Origin of the sequence: Salmonella sp. 5800 (genome assembly GCF_046558195.1) — a bacterium.
Classification (GTDB): domain Bacteria; phylum Pseudomonadota; class Gammaproteobacteria; order Enterobacterales; family Enterobacteriaceae; genus Salmonella; species Salmonella enterica.
On sequence record NZ_JBGDOX010000001.1, the window covers coordinates 538933 to 556968 of the forward strand.

15 protein-coding genes are annotated in these 18036 nt (G+C 53.6%); 10 read left to right on the forward strand and 5 right to left on the reverse strand.

Going from position 1 to position 18036, the window contains the following annotated elements; genetic code table 11:
- Window positions 1-7: 7 nt before the first annotated feature.
- From appC to ACLJZ5_RS02670, 5 genes are all read left to right on the forward strand, one after another.
- On the forward strand, window positions 8-1552 hold the full coding sequence (gene appC, locus ACLJZ5_RS02650) for a cytochrome bd-II oxidase subunit 1 (RefSeq protein ID WP_000263613.1): 1545 nt from the start codon (window positions 8-10) through the stop codon (window positions 1550-1552).
- An 11-nt stretch (window positions 1553-1563) separates the two neighbouring features.
- The gene (appB, locus tag ACLJZ5_RS02655; protein ID WP_000888110.1) at window positions 1564-2700 is read left to right on the forward strand and encodes a cytochrome d ubiquinol oxidase subunit II; all 1137 of its coding nucleotides are present in this window, start codon (window positions 1564-1566) and stop codon (window positions 2698-2700) included.
- Between the two features lie 12 nt (window positions 2701-2712).
- On the forward strand, window positions 2713-2802 hold the full coding sequence (cbdX, locus tag ACLJZ5_RS02660) for a cytochrome bd-II oxidase subunit CbdX (protein ID WP_000270301.1): 90 nt from the start codon (window positions 2713-2715) through the stop codon (window positions 2800-2802).
- 394 nt (window positions 2803-3196) lie between these two features.
- Entirely contained in the window at window positions 3197-4471 is a 1275-nt protein-coding gene (locus ACLJZ5_RS02665; protein ID WP_001526439.1) for a Glu/Leu/Phe/Val family dehydrogenase, read from the forward strand.
- Between the two features lie 213 nt (window positions 4472-4684).
- Window positions 4685-6397, forward strand: a complete 1713-nt coding sequence (locus ACLJZ5_RS02670; RefSeq protein ID WP_000612829.1) for an alpha,alpha-trehalase — start codon at window positions 4685-4687, stop codon at window positions 6395-6397.
- A gap of 62 nt (window positions 6398-6459) precedes the next feature.
- On the opposite strand, the gene ACLJZ5_RS02675 is transcribed toward ACLJZ5_RS02670, so the two are convergent.
- Window positions 6460-6714 (reverse strand): GlsB/YeaQ/YmgE family stress response membrane protein, encoded by a 255-nt coding sequence (locus ACLJZ5_RS02675; RefSeq protein WP_000511320.1) that lies wholly within the window; start codon window positions 6712-6714, stop codon window positions 6460-6462.
- A 168-nt stretch (window positions 6715-6882) separates the two neighbouring features.
- On the opposite strand from ACLJZ5_RS02675, the gene ycgR reads away from it, so the two are divergent.
- Window positions 6883-7617 carry a flagellar brake protein YcgR gene (gene ycgR, locus ACLJZ5_RS02680; protein ID WP_024797692.1) on the forward strand — a complete coding sequence of 245 codons (735 nt, stop codon included), beginning with the start codon at window positions 6883-6885 and terminating at the stop codon, window positions 7615-7617.
- A 13-nt stretch (window positions 7618-7630) separates the two neighbouring features.
- Here ycgR and emtA read toward each other — a convergent pair whose 3' ends face one another.
- Window positions 7631-8242, reverse strand: a complete 612-nt coding sequence (gene emtA, locus ACLJZ5_RS02685) for a membrane-bound lytic murein transglycosylase EmtA (RefSeq protein WP_000776974.1) — start codon at window positions 8240-8242, stop codon at window positions 7631-7633.
- Window positions 8243-8412: 170 nt separating this feature from the next.
- Here emtA and ldcA point away from each other — a divergent pair, with 170 nt between their 5' ends.
- Both ldcA and ACLJZ5_RS02695 read left to right on the forward strand, forming a co-directional pair.
- On the forward strand, window positions 8413-9327 hold the full coding sequence (gene ldcA, locus ACLJZ5_RS02690; RefSeq protein ID WP_000051609.1) for a muramoyltetrapeptide carboxypeptidase: 915 nt from the start codon (window positions 8413-8415) through the stop codon (window positions 9325-9327).
- Between the two features lie 96 nt (window positions 9328-9423).
- Window positions 9424-11157: a potassium/proton antiporter gene (locus ACLJZ5_RS02695; RefSeq protein ID WP_000338376.1), complete on the forward strand. Its 1734-nt coding sequence runs from the start codon at window positions 9424-9426 to the stop codon at window positions 11155-11157.
- A gap of 62 nt (window positions 11158-11219) precedes the next feature.
- Here the strand turns inward: ACLJZ5_RS02695 and dadX are convergent, their stop codons facing one another.
- Together dadX and ACLJZ5_RS02705 are read right to left on the reverse strand one after the other, a co-directional pair.
- The gene (dadX, locus tag ACLJZ5_RS02700; protein ID WP_000197903.1) at window positions 11220-12290 is read right to left on the reverse strand and encodes a catabolic alanine racemase DadX; all 1071 of its coding nucleotides are present in this window, start codon (window positions 12288-12290) and stop codon (window positions 11220-11222) included.
- Window positions 12291-12303: 13 nt separating this feature from the next.
- Complete coding sequence (locus tag ACLJZ5_RS02705; protein WP_001266938.1) at window positions 12304-13602, reverse strand: D-amino acid dehydrogenase; 1299 nt, start codon at window positions 13600-13602, stop codon at window positions 12304-12306.
- Between the two features lie 322 nt (window positions 13603-13924).
- Here ACLJZ5_RS02705 and ACLJZ5_RS02710 point away from each other — a divergent pair, with 322 nt between their 5' ends.
- A complete protein-coding gene (locus ACLJZ5_RS02710) occupies window positions 13925-15457 on the forward strand; it encodes a SpoVR family protein (RefSeq protein ID WP_000190832.1) in 1533 nt (510 codons plus the stop codon).
- A 46-nt stretch (window positions 15458-15503) separates the two neighbouring features.
- Here ACLJZ5_RS02710 and fadR read toward each other — a convergent pair whose 3' ends face one another.
- The gene (gene fadR / locus ACLJZ5_RS02715) at window positions 15504-16223 is read right to left on the reverse strand and encodes a fatty acid metabolism transcriptional regulator FadR (RefSeq protein WP_000234826.1); all 720 of its coding nucleotides are present in this window, start codon (window positions 16221-16223) and stop codon (window positions 15504-15506) included.
- 219 nt (window positions 16224-16442) lie between these two features.
- On the opposite strand from fadR, the gene nhaB reads away from it, so the two are divergent.
- Entirely contained in the window at window positions 16443-17987 is a 1545-nt protein-coding gene (nhaB, locus tag ACLJZ5_RS02720) for a Na(+)/H(+) antiporter NhaB (protein WP_024797691.1), read from the forward strand.
- Window positions 17988-18036 lie beyond the last annotated feature (49 nt).

Genomic DNA, 18036 nt, shown 5'->3' on the forward strand with positions numbered 1-18036 from the left:
AGTTAGCATGTGGGATGTCATTGACTTATCGCGCTGGCAGTTTGCGCTGACCGCGCTGTATCACTTTTTATTTGTTCCTCTTACGCTTGGGCTAATTTTTTTGCTGGCCGTCATGGAGACGATCTATGTGGTGACGGGGAAAACCGTCTACCGCGATATGACGCGTTTCTGGGGCAAGCTCTTCGGGATCAATTTTGCTCTCGGTGTGGCTACCGGCCTGACCATGGAGTTTCAGTTCGGGACTAACTGGTCGCTCTATTCCAACTATGTGGGCGATATTTTCGGCGCGCCGCTGGCGATGGAAGCGTTACTGGCCTTCTTTCTCGAATCCACTTTTGTCGGCCTGTTCTTTTTCGGCTGGCAGCGGCTGAATAAATACCAACACCTGCTGGTCACCTGGCTGGTGGCCTTCGGCTCCAATATTTCAGCATTATGGATTCTGAATGCCAATGGCTGGATGCAGTATCCTACCGGCGCTCATTTCAACATCGATACGTTACGGATGGAAATGAGCAGCTTCAGCGATCTGGTCTTTAACCCGGTGAGCCAGGTGAAATTCGTCCATACCGTCATGTCCGGTTATGTCACCGGCGCCATGTTTATTATGTCTATCAGCGCCTGGTATCTGCTACGTGGCCGCGAGCGTGAGGTGGCCTTGCGCTCGTTTGCTATCGGCTCAGTATTCGGCACCCTGGCCATTCTGGGAACCCTGCAACTGGGCGACAGTTCGGCCTACGAGGTCGCCCAAATTCAGCCGGTGAAACTGGCGGCGATGGAAGGCGAATGGCAAACCGAACCCGCGCCCGCGCCGTTTCATCTGATTGCCTGGCCGCAGCAGGAACAGGAGCGTAATGCATTTGCCGTGAAGATCCCTGCTCTGCTGGGTATTCTGGCCACCCATTCGCTGGATACGCCAGTTCCGGGGTTAAAAAACCTGATGGACGACGCTCTGCCGCGCCTGAAGCGTGGCCGGGAGGCCTGGCTGCTCATGCAGGAGATAGCGCAAGGCAATCGCTCGCCGCAGGTACTGAATGCGTTTCACGCCGTTGAGGGCGATCTGGGGTACGGCATTCTGCTGGCGAAATATGCCCCGGATATGAACCATGTGACGCCGGAGCAGTATCGTGCGGCCCAGCGTGGCGCTATTCCTCAGGTGGCGCCGGTGTTCTGGAGTTTCCGTATTATGGTCGGCTGCGGTTCGCTGCTGTTAGTGGTGATGTTGATTGCGTTGATACAGACGCTGCGAATGCGTATCGACCAGCATCGCTGGGTATTGCGTATGACGCTGTGGAGCCTGCCGTTACCGTGGATTGCCATTGAAGCCGGTTGGTTTATGACGGAGTTTGGCCGTCAGCCCTGGGCGATTCAGGACATTCTGCCGACCTGGTACGCTCACTCCGCGCTGACGCCGGGCCAGTTGGCCTTCTCAATGGGGCTTATCCTCGGACTTTACACCCTGTTTTTAATCGCGGAAGTCTATCTGATGCAGAAGTACGCGCGTCTTGGGCCGAGCGCCATGCAACATCAACAACAAGCGCAACAACAGGGATAAAGGAGACAATCATGTTGGATTATGAAACGTTGCGGTTCATTTGGTGGCTGCTGATCGGCGTCATCCTGGTGGCATTTATGGTAACTGACGGGTTTGATATGGGTGTCGGTTGCCTGCTCCCGCTGATAGCGCGCAACGATGACGAACGCCGGGTATTGATCAATAGCGTCGGCGCCCACTGGGAAGGAAACCAGGTATGGTTGATTCTCGCGGGCGGGGCATTATTCGCCGCCTGGCCACGGGTCTATGCCGCCGCGTTTTCCGGTTTTTATGTGGCGATGATCCTGGTGCTGTGTGCCCTCTTCTTTCGCCCGCTGGCCTTTGATTATCGGGGTAAAATCGCCAATGCCCGCTGGCGCGCGCTGTGGGATACCGGTCTGGTTATCGGCAGCCTGGTGCCCCCAGTCGTATTCGGCATCGCGTTCGGCAACCTGTTTTTAGGCGTGCCGTTTGCCTTCACGCCGCAGCTTCATGTTGACTATTTTGGCACCTTCTGGCAGTTACTCTCGCCCTTTGCCCTACTGTGTGGATTATTGAGTCTGTCGTTGGTGATTATGCAAGGAGGCGTCTGGTTACAGTTGAAAACGGAGGGCGTTATTCGTCAACGGGCTCTGTCGGCCACCCGCCACAGCGCGCTGCTGATCGTGATCTGCTTCCTGCTGGCCGGTTACTGGCTGTGGGCCGGCGTTGATGGCTTTGTCTTACTCACGCAGGATGCCAACGGTCCTTCCAATCCGCTCTTAAAAGGCGTGGCGATACTCCCTGGCGCATGGATGAACCACTTTATACGCTCGCCGCTACTGCTCATCATCCCGTTGCTCGGTATGATCCTGCCGATTCTGGCTTTCTATGCCTGCCTTCGCGGTCAGACTATTCGTGGATTTCTGTTCGCTTCCCTGACCCAGGCCTGCGTCATCTTTACCGCCGGAATAACGCTATTTCCTTTTGTGATGCCGTCGAGTGTTAGTCCTCTCTCCAGCCTGACGGTGTGGGACAGCACCTCCAGCCAGATGACGCTCGAAATCATGCTGGTGATTGTGCTGATTTTTCTGCCGATCGTACTGCTCTATACGCTATGGAGCTATTACAAAATGTTGGGGCGTATCAACCTGGAGACCCTCCGCCGCAACGATCATGAACTTTATTAGGGAGCGGGAGCGATGTGGTATTTACTGTGGTTTGTCGGCATTCTGCTGATGTGCTCACTGTCGACGCTGGCGCTGGTATGGCTTGAGTCGCGTCAACAATAAAGAGGTAAACCGGGGCCAGCGCCGTCTGACTCCGGTTATTTTTATCTTTTTACGCGCCTGGTGAAGACGTTTCCCCGCCGACAGAACGACATAACATTGATACATGTCGTTATCATAATGTTTACTTTTAGAGGTGCGTCATAATTATGACAAATAGCCGCCTTGCACACATTACGCATATTTAAGCAATTAATTGCATAATTAGCGATATATCACCTCCTATAGCGGATAGTTAACCACTTCCCATCCAAAATCATAACGAAAATCCAACTGCCTGCCATTTTTGATCTGAGTTAATTGTTTAAAAAAGTGTTAAATTTATCGCTACATGGTGTGATCTACTATGTACCACGGTCAATTAAAGAACATATTACTTTTATCACTAAGGTTTATCATGGATAAGTTATCTTACGCTTCAGATAGCAGCACATCTGCCTGGAATACCTACCTGCAACAAATCGAGCGTGTGGCCCCTTATCTGGGCGAGTTATCTCCCTGGGTGGATACTCTGCGCCACCCAAAACGCGCTCTGATCGTCGATATTCCGGTACAAATGGATGATGGCACTATTCGTCATTTCGAAGGATATCGCGTGCAGCACAACCTCTCCCGAGGTCCGGGTAAAGGCGGTGTTCGCTACCATCCTGACGTTGATCTCAATGAAGTGATGGCCCTGTCAGCATGGATGACCATCAAATGTGCCGCGCTGAATCTGCCGTACGGCGGCGCCAAAGGCGGCATCCGCGTCGATCCGTTCTCGCTGTCGGAAGGTGAACTGGAGCGTTTGACCCGCCGCTATACCAGCGAGATCGGCATTATCATCGGGCCGCAGAAAGATATTCCTGCGCCGGATGTCGGCACCAACGGTAAAGTGATGGCCTGGATGATGGATACGTATTCCATGAATCATGGCACGACGGTCACTGGCGTCGTCACTGGTAAGCCAATCCATCTTGGCGGTTCGCTGGGTCGTGAAAAGGCGACGGGGCGCGGCGTTTTCGTCAGCGGGCTGGAGGCCGCGCGTCGGGCGAATATCGCCGTTGAAGGCGCTCGCGTTGCGGTTCAGGGTTTTGGTAACGTCGGCAGCGAAGCCGCGCGTCTGTTTGCAGGCGCTGGCGCCCGTGTCGTGGCGATTCAGGATCATACCGCGACCCTATTTAACGCCACCGGTATTGACATGAAAGCGCTCACGGCATGGCAGACAGAACACAAACAGATTGCCGGTTTCCCGGGCGCGGAAACTATCGCCAGCGATGCGTTCTGGCGTCTGGAGATGGATATTCTGATCCCGGCGGCGCTTGAAGGCCAAATAACTCGTCAGCGCGCGGAAGCCCTGACGTGTAAGCTGGTGCTGGAAGGGGCTAACGGCCCGACCTATCCGGATGCTGATGATGTTCTGGCTAGCCGTGGTATCCTTGTGGTGCCTGACGTGGTCTGTAACGCAGGCGGCGTAACCGTCAGCTACTTCGAATGGGTACAAGATATGGCCAGCTTCTTCTGGAGCGAAGAAGAGATCAACGCGCGCATGGACAAAATCATGACCGACGCGATCGTCCATGTCTGGGAGAAAGCGGCTGAGAAATCCTGTTCTCTGCGCACCGCAGCCTATATTGTCGCCTGTGAGCGCATTCTGTTGGCCCGTAAAGATCGCGGTATCTATCCGGGTTAAGGCTACAAGTTATTGCGCTAAAATCCACGTCCCGGCGTGGATTTTTTGTCTGTATACCCCGTTTTCCACGCGCGCGCCGATAAATTCTGTCTCAATAAAATGTCTGTTTGTTCGCAAAATAGCGGTTCAATCACGCGTATCTGGTCATCGTAGACTAAGGTTTTGTCATGGTAAATGCCGTTGGCTTTGGCTCACCGCTAAGGAGATAACTTGATGATACCCCCAGAGATTCGCCGTTCTGTTCTACTGCAGAAAGCCATAAAACTGGCGCTGGCAGGGACGCTGCTGACGTTTGCATCGTTTTCGGCGACTGCCGCAGACCCGTCTTCCGACACTGAAACTCCGCAGCCGCCAGATATTTTGCTTGGCCCGCTCTTTAATGATGTCCAGAATGCAAAACTCTTCCCCGATCAGAAAACCTTTGCTGACGCCATACCTAATAGCGATCCGCTCATGATTCTTGCGGATTATCGTATGCAGCGGAACCAGTCCGGCTTCGATTTGCGTCATTTTGTTGATGTTAACTTCACCCTGCCGAAAGCGGGTGAAAAATATGTCCCGCCTGCCGGACAGTCATTGCGTGAACATATTGATGGCCTGTGGCCGGTGCTGACCCGTTCAACTAAAAACGTCGAAAAGTGGGACTCGCTCTTGCCGTTGCCTGAATCCTATGTCGTGCCGGGTGGACGATTCAGAGAGATTTACTACTGGGACAGCTATTTTACGATGCTGGGGCTGGCGGAAAGCGGGCACTGGGATAAGGTGGCGGATATGGTGGCGAACTTTGGTTACGAAATTGACGCCTGGGGGCATATTCCTAACGGCAACCGTACCTACTACCTGAGTCGTTCGCAGCCGCCTTTCTTTGCGTTTATGGTTGAGTTACTGGCGCAACATGAAGGTGACGATGCGCTGAAAGAATACCTGCCGCAACTGCAAAAAGAGTACGCCTACTGGATGGAGGGCGTTGAGACATTGCAGCCAGGGCAACAAAACCAACGCGTCGTCAAACTGGAAGACGGTAGCGTTCTCAACCGCTACTGGGACGATCGGGATACGCCCCGCCCTGAATCCTGGGTTGAAGATATCGCTACCGCCAAAAGCAACCCCAACCGCCCGGCAACGGAGATCTATCGGGACCTCCGATCTGCCGCCGCCTCCGGCTGGGATTTCAGTTCCCGCTGGATGGATAATCCGCAGCAGCTCAGTACCATCCGTACCACCACGATTGTCCCTGTCGATCTTAACGCTCTGCTGTATCAGCTGGAGAAAACCCTCGCGCGCGCCAGCGCTGCGGCGGGCGATCGGGCCAAAGCCTCGCAATATGACGCGCTGGCCAACGCGCGGCAAAAAGCCATTGAAATGCATCTGTGGAATAACAAAGAGGGTTGGTATGCCGACTACGATCTGCAGAACAATAAAATCCGTGACCAACTCACCGCTGCCGCGCTGTTCCCGCTCTATGTAAACGCCGCCGCGAAAGATCGCGCCGCGAAAGTGGCAGCGGCGGCCCAGGCGCATCTGCTACAGCCTGGCGGGCTGGCTACCACCTCGGTTAAAAGCGGACAGCAGTGGGATGCGCCAAACGGCTGGGCGCCGTTACAATGGGTCGCTGCCGAAGGATTGCAAAATTATGGGCAGGATGACGTGGCAATGGAAGTCACCTGGCGCTTTTTAACCAATGTGCAGCACACCTACGATCGCGAGAAAAAACTGGTCGAAAAATATGACGTCAGCAGTACCGGAACCGGCGGTGGCGGCGGCGAATATCCCCTTCAGGACGGCTTTGGCTGGACCAACGGCGTGACGCTGAAAATGCTCGATCTGATTTGTCCGCAGGAAAAACCGTGCGATAGCGTACCGTCTACTCGTCCGGCATCGTTAAGCGCAACGCCGACAAAAACGCCGTCTGCAGCAACGCAGTAACGCGTGTTTATAGTAGGTTGACCCGGCGCTGACCGGGTCAACGCTTACACGTTTTGCAGCGGTTAGCCGCGTCGCAGAAGGCGGAAAATCACCAGCACCACGATCGCGCCCACCACGGCGACCAGGAAACTGTGCAGATTAAAGCCGCTGATACTGCCGCCAATACCAAACATCGTCGCCAACCATCCGCCAACGACCGCCCCGACAATACCGAGAATACAGGTCAGGATAAATCCCCCGCCATCGCGCCCCGGCATAAGCAATTTGGCGATAACGCCGGCAATCAAACCAAAAATAATCCAGGCGATAATTCCCATTTGCGAACCCTCTTTCCAGTAAAAACGTTTTAAGTATAGGCAAAGTCGAGCGTCGCATTTCTGAACACTGATTTATCTCGCGGACATAAAAATTTATTTATCGCTATTAAGTTCTTTCTACCGATGCCGATAACCCAACGATAGTCTGCGTATCAGGGGTTATTTCGTGTGAGTGGTTACAATGAGCAGTTCCTGAAAAAAAATCCATTAGCGATATTAGGCGTGCTACGGGATTTAAATAAAAATCAGGTTCCACTGCGTATTTCATGGGCGAATGGTCAATTCATCAGTAAAATTTTGGCGGTAGACCCGGAAAAACTCATCGTGGATTACGGCAGCCAGGAATATGAAAATAGCGCCGTATTACGTGCCGGGCAGGTAGCCATTATCGCAGAAACGCAGGGCGCAAAAGTCGAGTTCACGTTACCGCAACTCGTTACAGGCGAATATCAGCGGCTGCCGGCCTTTATCACGCCCCTGCCGTCGTCACTGTGGTTTGTCCAGCGCCGGGAGTATTTTCGCATTGGCGCGCCGCTGTATCCGCCTTATTACGGCGTCACCACGCTACCGGACACCCGTACGTTACGTTTTCGCCTGTTTGATCTTTCCCTGGGCGGCATGGGCGCGCTACTGGAATCCGCCATCCCCGACGGACTAATCGAAGGCGCGCGCTTTTCGCAGGTTGAACTGAACATGGGGCCATGGGGGATTCTTCACGTTGACGCCCAGCTTATCGCCATCAGCGAGCGTAAGGTGATTGATGGGAAAAATGAAACGATCACCACTCCCCGCCTGAGCTTTCGTTTCCTTAACGTTAGCCCAGCGGTGGAGCGGGAGTTGCAGCGGATTATTTTTTCGCTTGAGCGCGAGGCCCGAGAAAGAGCGAATAAAGTGCGAGAATAATCTTCACGCTAAACTACATGGCGTCCAGCGCCTGCTGAAGCTTCCAGATATAGCGCGGCGCCTGCGGCGCGGGATGATTATCAACAACATGCTCAAAAAACTCGTCCGCATCCAGATCGTTAATTTTTTCTATCGCCTTCTTCCTGTCGGATGAAAAAGTACGCAATAACGCGCCTGCGCCGTTAGCATAAGAGACGACCAGCGCATATTGCATCACCTGCGGATCTTTGATGCCGGCCAGCGGCCCATTTTCCAGAATGCTCAGATACGCCGCGCCCATTGAGATGTTACGCTCAGGGTTTTTCAGCTCGCTGGTGGTCGGTTCGCCACGCCAGCCCATACGACGGTAAACGTCGCGCCCGGAGGTCGACGCCTTTAACTGCATCAGGCCAATCGCATTGGACTTACTGACCGCGTTAGGGTTGCCGCCGGATTCAATGGCGATAATCGCGGTGATTAAATGTGGATCAACCCCCCATGCCGCCCCGGCTTTTTCACTGATGGGCATCCACTGCATCGCACGCTTTACAGGCACTTCGGCATTCCACGGCGGATTCCTGTAATCCTGTTTTGAGCTACAGCCAGCCAGTATTACTACCAAAAAAGCAAACCATCTTAATTTCACGTCATCTATCCTTATAGCCGTAACTTATCTGCCGAAGAGGTCATACCGCCCCGGCCAGGCACTTAGGTTGCCTCCCTGGTGCGCATCCAGAAACGTCGCACAACGAGGGACATCGCCTAATATATGCGGCATGATATACATTTGCATTCTATTGTCAGCAAGGAATTACCATGTCTCTGTTTCATTTAATCGCCCCCTCGGGCTACTGTATTAACCAACAGGCCGCGTTACGCGGCGTTCAGCGCCTGACTGACGCGGGTCACCAGGTGGAGAATGACGAGGTGATTCGTCGCCGCTATCAGCGTTTTGCCGGTACGGACGCGGAACGGCTGGCCGATGTTAATTCGCTGGCCTCGCTAACTTCGCCGGATACGATCGTCATGCCGGTTCGCGGCGGCTATGGCGCCAGCCGCTTGCTGGATCGTATCGACTGGCAGGCGCTCGCCTCCCGGCAACAGCGCGATCCCTTACTGATTTGCGGTCATAGCGATTTTACGGCGATTCAGGCTGGACTCCTGGCGCAGGCCAATGTCATCACCTTTAGCGGTCCTATGCTGGCGGCAAATTTTGGCGCCGAAACGCTGAATACGTTCACCGAGCAACATTTCTGGCTGGCGCTACGCAAGGCGCAATTTACCGTGGAGTGGCAAGGCGACGGCCCTCAGTGCGACGCACAGGGCACCTTATGGGGCGGAAATCTGGCGATGTTGATTTCCCTTATCGGTACGCCCTGGATGCCGACTATCGATAAAGGAATTTTAGTGCTGGAAGATGTCAATGAGCATCCTTTCCGGGTGGAGCGTATGCTTTTGCAACTGGAGTACGCCGGAATTCTAAACCGTCAGAGCGCCATCGTTCTCGGCAGCTTTAGCGGCGCGGCGCCCAACGAGTATGACGCCGGCTATTCTCTGGAGAGCGTCTACGCGTTTTTACGTTCCCGTCTGTCCGTTCCGCTGATTACCGGTCTCGACTTCGGGCATGAACAGCGTACGGTGACGCTCCCTATCGGGGCAAATGCGACGCTTAAAAATACGCGCCAGGGGACTCAACTCACTTTATCTGGTCATCCTACGCTGCAATTGTAAAAAAAGTCCCCGACAGGCTAAGTAAAACGCTGCCCTGGCCGTTATTATGTTAATGTTAAATAATACGAAGTCGTGTGAGTCAGGAGATATAAAACGTTGGATGCTGCAACAATTATTAGTCTATTTATTTTAGGTTCCATCCTTGTAACCAGCAGTATCCTGTTAAGTTCATTCTCATCGCGACTGGGCATCCCGATTCTGGTCATTTTCCTCGCCATTGGGATGTTAGCGGGTGTGGATGGCATTGGCGGTATTCCTTTCGATAATTATCCTTTCGCTTATATGGTCAGTAACCTGGCGCTGGCGATTATTTTACTCGATGGCGGCATGCGCACCCAGGCCAGCTCTTTCCGGGTAGCGCTGGGCCCCGCGCTGTCGCTGGCGACGCTCGGCGTACTGATCACGTCGGGTTTAACAGGTATGATGGCCGCCTGGCTGTTTCATCTGGATCTTATCGAAGGTCTGCTTATCGGCGCGATAGTCGGTTCCACTGACGCCGCGGCGGTCTTTTCTCTGCTTGGTGGCAAAGGGCTAAACGAACGTGTAGGCTCCACGCTGGAGATCGAATCGGGAAGTAACGACCCGATGGCCGTTTTTCTGACCATTACATTAATTGAGATGATCCAGAAACATGAAACCGGTCTGGACTGGATGTTTGCCGTCCATATTATCCAGCAGTTCGGTCTCGGTATTGTTTTTGGTCTCGGCGGCGGTTACCTGCTACAGCAGATGATCAACCGCATTTCTCTGCCCAGCGGCCTGTATCCGATGTTGGCGCTCAGCGGCGGTATTCTGATTTTTGCTTTGACGACCGCGCTTGAAGGCAGCGGCATTCTCGCGGTCTATCTGTGCGGATTCCTGTTAGGAAACCGTCCGATTCGCAACCGTTACGGCATCCTGCAAAACTTTGACGGACTGGCCTGGCTGGCGCAGATCGCCATGTTCCTGGTCCTGGGACTGCTGGTGACGCCTTCCGATCTGTGGCCGATTGCCGTCCCTGCGCTTATTCTCTCTATCTGGATGATTTTCTTCGCCCGCCCATTGTCGGTGTTTACCGGCCTGCTGCCATTTCGCGGCTTTAATCTTCGGGAGCGCATTTTCATCAGTTGGGTCGGACTGCGCGGCGCGGTGCCGATTATTCTCGCCGTTTTCCCGATGATGGCCGGGCTTGAAAACGCTCGCCTGTTCTTTAATGTCGCTTTCTTTGTGGTACTGGTGTCACTGCTCCTGCAGGGAACATCGCTGTCATGGGCGGCGAAAAGAGCCAAAGTGGTCGTGCCTCCGGTTGGCTGGCCAGTATCGCGCGTGGGGCTTGACATCCATCCTGATAATCCGTGGGAGCAATTCATCTATCAGTTGAGCGCCGACAAATGGTGCGTCGGCGCGGCGTTGCGCGACCTGCATATGCCGAACGAAACCCGCATTGCCGCGCTATTTCGCAATAATGAACTGTTTCACCCCACGGGTAGCACTCGCCTGCAGGAAGGCGACGTACTCTGCGTGATTGGCCGGGAGCGCGATCTGCCAGCGCTGGGCAAATTGTTTAGCCAGTCGCCGCCGGTTTCGTTAGATCAGCGTTTCTTTGGCGATTTTATCCTCGAAGCGAATGCGAAATTCGCCGACGTGGCGCTTATCTACGGGCTGGAAGAAGGAACGGAATACCGGGATAAACAACAAACCCTGGGTGAAATCATACAGCAACTGCTGGGCGCTGCGCCGGTCGTCGGCGATCAGGTGGAGTTTGGCGGCATGATTTGGACGGTAGCTGAAAAAGAAGATAACGTGGTACGCAAGATTGGGGTACGCGTCGCCGAAGACGAAGCAGAATAAGGTCGCCGGACAACGTCGACCCGCCCCCAGGTGGATCGGTCGACGCCTTAGCCTGAGTTAGGTTACGTTGTCACAAACGGCACGCGCGGCGCTACGGCGCACAGTAGCTCATAGCCCAGCGTGCCTGCCGCAGAAGCGACATCATCGACCTTAATTTCTTTGCCCCATAATTCAACCGGCGTGCCGATTCCCGCCTGCGGACACGGCGTCAAATCCACCGCCAGCATATCCATTGAAACGGTGCCTACTGTTCTGGTACGGATACCGTCCACCAGCACAGGCGTCCCGGTCGGCGCATGGCGTGGATAGCCATCGGCATAACCCGCCGCGACGATGCCAATGCGTTGTTCCTGAGTCACAGAATACCCTCCGCCATAGCCTACTCTTTCACCCGCGCTCAGCGTCTGCACGCCAATAATTTCGCTACTCAGCGTCATCACGGGTTTTAGTCCGGTATCGGCAATATCCCGCCACTGTCCTGACGGCGACGCGCCGTACAAAATAATGCCCGGCCTGACCCAGTCATAATGCGCCTGGGGATGCCACAGTGTCGCTGCCGAATTTGATAACGAGTATGCACACTGCAGGCCTTCTGTCGCCAGCGCAATACGTCTCATCGCCTCCCCGATACCTTCCGGATGATCGGCCTGAGCAAAATGTGACATCAGGGTCATTTCACCGACATTGCGCATTGCCCGCAATTGCTGCCAGACAGTCTGCGCCCGCTCAGGCTGAAAACCGAGTCGGTTCATGCCGCTGTTGACTTTGACATAGATATCCAACGGCGCGTTAAGCCGCGCATTTTGCAGCGCTTTCAACTGCCAGTTACTGTGGATGCAGGTGGTCAGCCGATAAGTGTCATACGCCTCCAGGTCTTGCGCATGGAAAAACCCCTCCAGCATCAATATCGGCCCTTTCCACCCGCGCTCACGCAGGGTAATCGCCTCTTCAAGGTTGAGCATAGCGAAACCATCTGTGGCGCCCAGCGCGCTCCAGACGCGTTCAATACCGTGGCCGTAGGCGTTGGCTTTCACTACCGACCAGACGCGCGCCTCTGGGGCCGCCCGGCGCACAATAGCCAAATTTTGTTTCATTACCTGTAAATCAAGGCTGGCCTGTATAGGGCGGGTCATTTCACTTCCTTTATCAGTTATGCGCGCTATGCAAACGTTGCGGGCGGGTGGGCGTAAAATCGGAACGGTATCGCGCCACGCTCAGATCGTCGTAGGGTATCGCTGGCGTACGACCCGACAAGATATCGCTTAACAACTGGCCTGAACCGCAGGCCATCGTCCAGCCTAAGGTGCCGTGTCCAGTATTAAGCCACAGATTTTTATAACGGGTGCGTCCTACTACCGGCGTGCCGTCCGGCGTCATGGGGCGCAGGCCGGTCCAGAATGTGGCCTGCTCAATATGACCGCCGCGCGGAAAAAGATCGCGCACAACCATCTCCAGCGTCTCGCGGCGCGGTTGCAGTAAGTCGGTATTAAAGCCCACGATTTCCGCCATTCCCCCCACGCGAATACGCTTATCAAAACGCGTAATAGCGATTTTGTAGGTTTCATCAAGAATCGTTGATACCGGCGCGCCGTCTGGCTCGACGATTGGGATGGTTAATGAATAGCCTTTCAGCGGATACACCGGGATATCAACAATGCCTTTAAGCATCGCCGTCGAATACGATCCAAACGCCATGACATACGCATCTGCTTTAATGATCTCATCGGCGCATTTCACGCCGTAAATCTGATCATTTTCGTACAGTAATTTTTCCACGGGAGTATTAAAGCGAAAGGTTACGCCCGCCTGCTCCGCCATGCGCGCCAGACGCTGGGTAAAGAGCTGGCAGTCCCCGGTTTCATCATTCGGTAAGCGCAGCCCGCCGGTTAATTTATGCGCAACCTCAGCCAGAGCGGGTTCAACTTCCGCCAGTCGGCTGGATTCCAGGAGCTGATACGGCACCCCGGCATCTTCCAGCACGGCGATATCACGGGTGGCGTTCTCATACTGTTGCGCGGTGCGGAAGAGTTGCAGCGTTCCCCCCTGGCGGCCTTCATATTCGATACCGGTCGCGGCGCGTAGCGTTTTCAGACAGTCGCGACTATATTCCGCCAGACGCACCATGCGGCCTTTATTTTCCATATAATGCCGGGTATCGCAGTTACGCAGCATTTGCCACATCCACTTCAGTTGAAACGGGGTGCCATCCAGACGCACCGCCAGCGGCGCATGGCGCTGGAACATCCATTTTATCGCCTTCAGCGGTACGCCAGGGGCCGCCCAGGGCGCCGCATATCCCGGTGAAATTTGTCCGGCATTCGCCGCGCTGGTTTCTTGCGCCGGGCCGGATTCGCGATCGATGACGGTGACATCATGCCCCGCCTGACTCAAATACCAGGCGCTGGTCACGCCAACTACGCCACTCCCCAGGATGACAACTCGCATAGCCACTCCGTTAATAGTAAAAGAACAATCTTCTGATTACATCTTGATAACTCAGATGAAAATATTATTCAACATATGACTTTTTTATGGTGACGTGCTTCACATATACCCTAAAGACAAGCGATCCCACTGGTTTGGGATCTCCTGCTACGCGGCATGGCTATACAGCATAAAATGATGCCAATACCCGTTTTTTTGCCGTTCAGATTGGAGGAAATCGCAAAGAAAAGTTTTCACGATCAAGTCGTTTTTTAACATGGTGTTCTATGCTTGAAAGGAGGCGCTCCATACAGAGAGCGTCGCCAACAATGAGGGTGCGCGAATGGCAACGATTGATTCCATGAATAAGGACACCACACGTTTGAGCGATGGACCCGACTGGACATTTGATCTGCTGGATGTCTATCTGGCAGAGATAGACCGCGTGGCGAAACTCTACCAACTGGATACTTACCCGCACCAAATTGAAGTCATCACTTCCGAACAGATGATGGACGCCTACTCCAGCGTCGGGATGCCGATCAACTATCCGCACTGGTCGTTTGGCAAAAAGTTCATTGAGACGGAACGTCTGTATAAGCATGGTCAACAAGGACTGGCTTATGAAATTGTGATCAACTCTAATCCCTGCATTGCCTACCTGATGGAAGAAAACACCATCACCATGCAGGCGCTGGTCATGGCGCACGCCTGTTACGGACACAACTCCTTTTTTAAAAATAATTATCTCTTCCGGAGCTGGACGGATGCCAGCTCTATCGTCGATTACCTGATTTTCGCCCGAAATTACATTACCCGCTGTGAAGAACGCTACGGAGTGGATGAAGTAGAAAAACTGCTCGACTCCTGCCACGCGCTGATGAATTACGGCGTCGATCGCTATAAGCGCCCGCAGAAAATCTCGTTGCAGGAAGAGAAAGCGCGACAAAAAAGCCGGGAAGAGTATCTACAAAGCCAGGTGAATATGCTGTGGCGCACGCTGCCAAAACGCGAGGAAGAAAAAACGGTCGCCGAAGCACGCCGCTTTCCCGCTGAACCGCAGGAAAACCTGCTCTATTTTATGGAGAAAAACGCCCCGTTGCTCGAGCCGTGGCAGCGCGAAATTCTGCGCATCGTGCGTAAAGTCAGCCAGTATTTTTATCCGCAGAAACAGACGCAGGTCATGAACGAGGGCTGGGCGACCTTCTGGCACTACACCATCCTGAACCATCTGTATGATGAAGGCAAAGTGACGGAACGCTTTATGCTGGAGTTTTTACACAGCCATACCAATGTCGTATTTCAGCCGCCCTATAATAGCCCCTGGTATAGCGGAATTAACCCCTATGCGCTCGGCTTTGCCATGTTCCAGGATATCAAACGTATTTGTCAGTCGCCCACGGATGAAGATAAATACTGGTTTCCGGATATTGCCGGTTCCGACTGGCTGGAAACGCTGCACTTCGCCATGCGCGATTTTAAAGATGAAAGCTTTATCAGCCAGTTCCTGTCGCCAAAAGTGATGCGTGATTTCCGTTTCTTCACGGTACTTGATGATGACAGGCATAATTATCTGGAGATCTCCGCCATTCATAACGAAGAAGGTTATCGGGAGATTCGATCAAAACTGTCGTCACAGTATAACCTGAGCAACCTGGAGCCGAATATTCAGGTCTGGAATGTGGATTTACGCGGCGACAGATCGCTGACGTTGCGTTATATCCCGCATAACCGCGCGCCGCTGGATAAAGGCCGCAAAGAGGTGCTGAAACATGTGCATCGGTTATGGGGCTTTGATGTGATGCTGGAGCAACAAAATGAGGATGGCAGCGTAGAACTGCTGGAGCGTTGTCCGCCGCGCATGAACACGCTGTAATCGAGATGCTGCCCGGTAGTGTTTGCGTCTACCGGGCATCGCGGGATTATCGTCCCTGAATCGCTAAATCGCCGGGCAGATTTTTCTGCATCCGATGCCAAATCTCGCCGCTGTCATGCCCATAACGCCGCACCGTTTCATACACCTGGTCGTGCGCGCCCTGTTCGCATAACGACGATAATTTATGATAGAAACCCAGTGCCAGACTGCGCGCTTCCGGATTGGCGAAATAGTGGCGACCAATGCGGGTGTATAACCCTTTCATGCCGTTCAGGATCAAGCCGTAAATAGGATTGCCGGAGGCAAATGCCAGACCACGAAAGATGTTATAGTCCAGATCGGCGAATGCATCGGCATGGTCGGCCACTTCGTGGGCAGTGGCCAGCACTTCCTGCGCCTTATCCGGGTGTTGACGCAACGCGGTACGAATAAAGATAGTAGAAATATTGGTACGCACCGACAACAAATTGTCAATCAGTTGCGGAACGCTTTCATGATCAAGGCGGGCCAGCGTTTCAAGGATATTCAGCCCTGACGTTTCCCAAAAATTATTAACCTTTGTCGGTTTGCCATGCTGAATGGTCAGCCAGCCATCTCGCGCCAGCCGCTGTAACACCTCGCGTAATGTCGTGCGCGTTACGCCGATCAGTTCGGAGAGTTCTCGTTCTGCCGGTAAGATCGTGCCAGGAGGAAAGCGGTTATTCCAGATACTTTCAATAATATACTCTTCCGCGAAACCCGCCGGGCTCTGCGCCTTAATGACCATAGTGAGATTTCCATTACACAGCAAAACATAGTTGTACTCATCATACCAGACGGGCGTAACACCTGATAGCGGACGCAATGAAGAAAAAGGGGATCAAGGCACCATTTCTGATATCGCCTGCCAATATCGTTAAGGACTTGCTTGCATTCGTCGCGCTCGCTACTCTCTGTGTTTAAACATAAAAACGCTATTTCATTTTTCTAGGTAAGGAAAAATTTCATGGAGATCTCATGGGGTCGCGCCATGTGGCGCAACTTTTTAGGCCAGTCGCCCGACTGGTACAAACTGGCACTACTTGTCTTTTTAATTGTTAACCCATTCATTTTCTTAGCTAATCCCTTTGTTGCTGGTTGGCTGCTGGTGGCAGAGTTTATCTTCACTCTGGCGATGGCGTTAAAGTGTTACCCCCTGCTGCCCGGCGGGTTACTGGCCATTGAAGCCGTCATCATCGGCATGACCAGCGCCGCCCATGTACGTGAAGAGGTTGCCGCCAACCTGGAAGTCTTGCTGCTGCTGATGTTTATGGTGGCAGGCATCTACTTTATGAAGCAGTTATTGCTGTTTATTTTTACCCGTCTGTTACTCAGTATCCGCTCGAAGATGGTTCTGTCGCTGGCCTTTTGCGTCGCCGCCGCGTTCTTGTCGGCTTTCCTTGACGCGCTTACCGTCGTTGCGGTGGTGATCAGCGTCGCCGTCGGTTTTTACGGGATTTACCATCGTGTGGCCTCATCGCGCGGCGAAGAGAACGATATGCTGGACGATAGCCATATCGATCCGCATTACAAAACGGTGCTGGAGCAATTCCGCGGATTCTTGCGTAGTCTGATGATGCATGCAGGCGTGGGGACGGCGCTGGGCGGCGTCATGACCATGGTCGGGGAGCCGCAAAACCTGATCATCGCTAAAGCGGCTGGCTGGCATTTCGGCGACTTCTTTTTGCGGATGTCGCCTGTCACCGTCCCGGTACTGGTATGTGGACTGTTAACCTGTATGCTGGTCGAGAAAATGCGCTGGTTTGGCTATGGCGAAACGTTGCCCGAAAAAGTCCGCGACGTTTTACAGCAATTCGACGATCAAAGCCGTAAGAAGCGCACCCGCCAGGATAAAATTAAACTAATAGTCCAGACGATTATTGGCGTCTGGCTGGTTACCGCCCTCGCCCTCCATCTCGCGGAGGTGGGACTGATTGGTCTGTCGGTCATTATTCTGGCCACCGCGTTAACGGGTGTAACCGATGAACACGCCATCGGCAAAGCGTTTACCGAGTCGCTGCCGTTTACTGCGCTGTTAACCGTTTTCTTCTCTATTGTGGCGGTTATTATCGATCAACATCTTTTCGCGCCGATTATTCAGTTCGTCTTGCAAGCCTCTGAACACGCGCAGCTAACGCTGTTCTATCTCTTTAACGGCCTGTTGTCCTCCATCTCAGATAACGTCTTTGTCGGCACCATTTATATCAACGAAGCGAAGGCGGCAATGGAAAACGGCGCAATCAGCTTAAAACAGTTTGAGCTGCTAGCTGTGGCCATCAATACCGGTACTAACCTGCCATCGGTAGCGACGCCAAATGGTCAGGCGGCATTCTTATTCCTGCTGACCTCCGCGCTGGCGCCGTTAATCCGTCTCTCCTATGGCCGTATGGTCTGGATGGCGTTACCGTACACTATCGTACTGACCCTGATAGGGCTACTGTGCGTCGAATTCACTCTTGCGCCGGCCACCGAATGGATGACTCAGGCAGGATGGTTAGCAACGCTTTCGTAACGTTTGGCCGGGCAATACACCGCCCGGCTCCGATTTTTGCCTGATAATT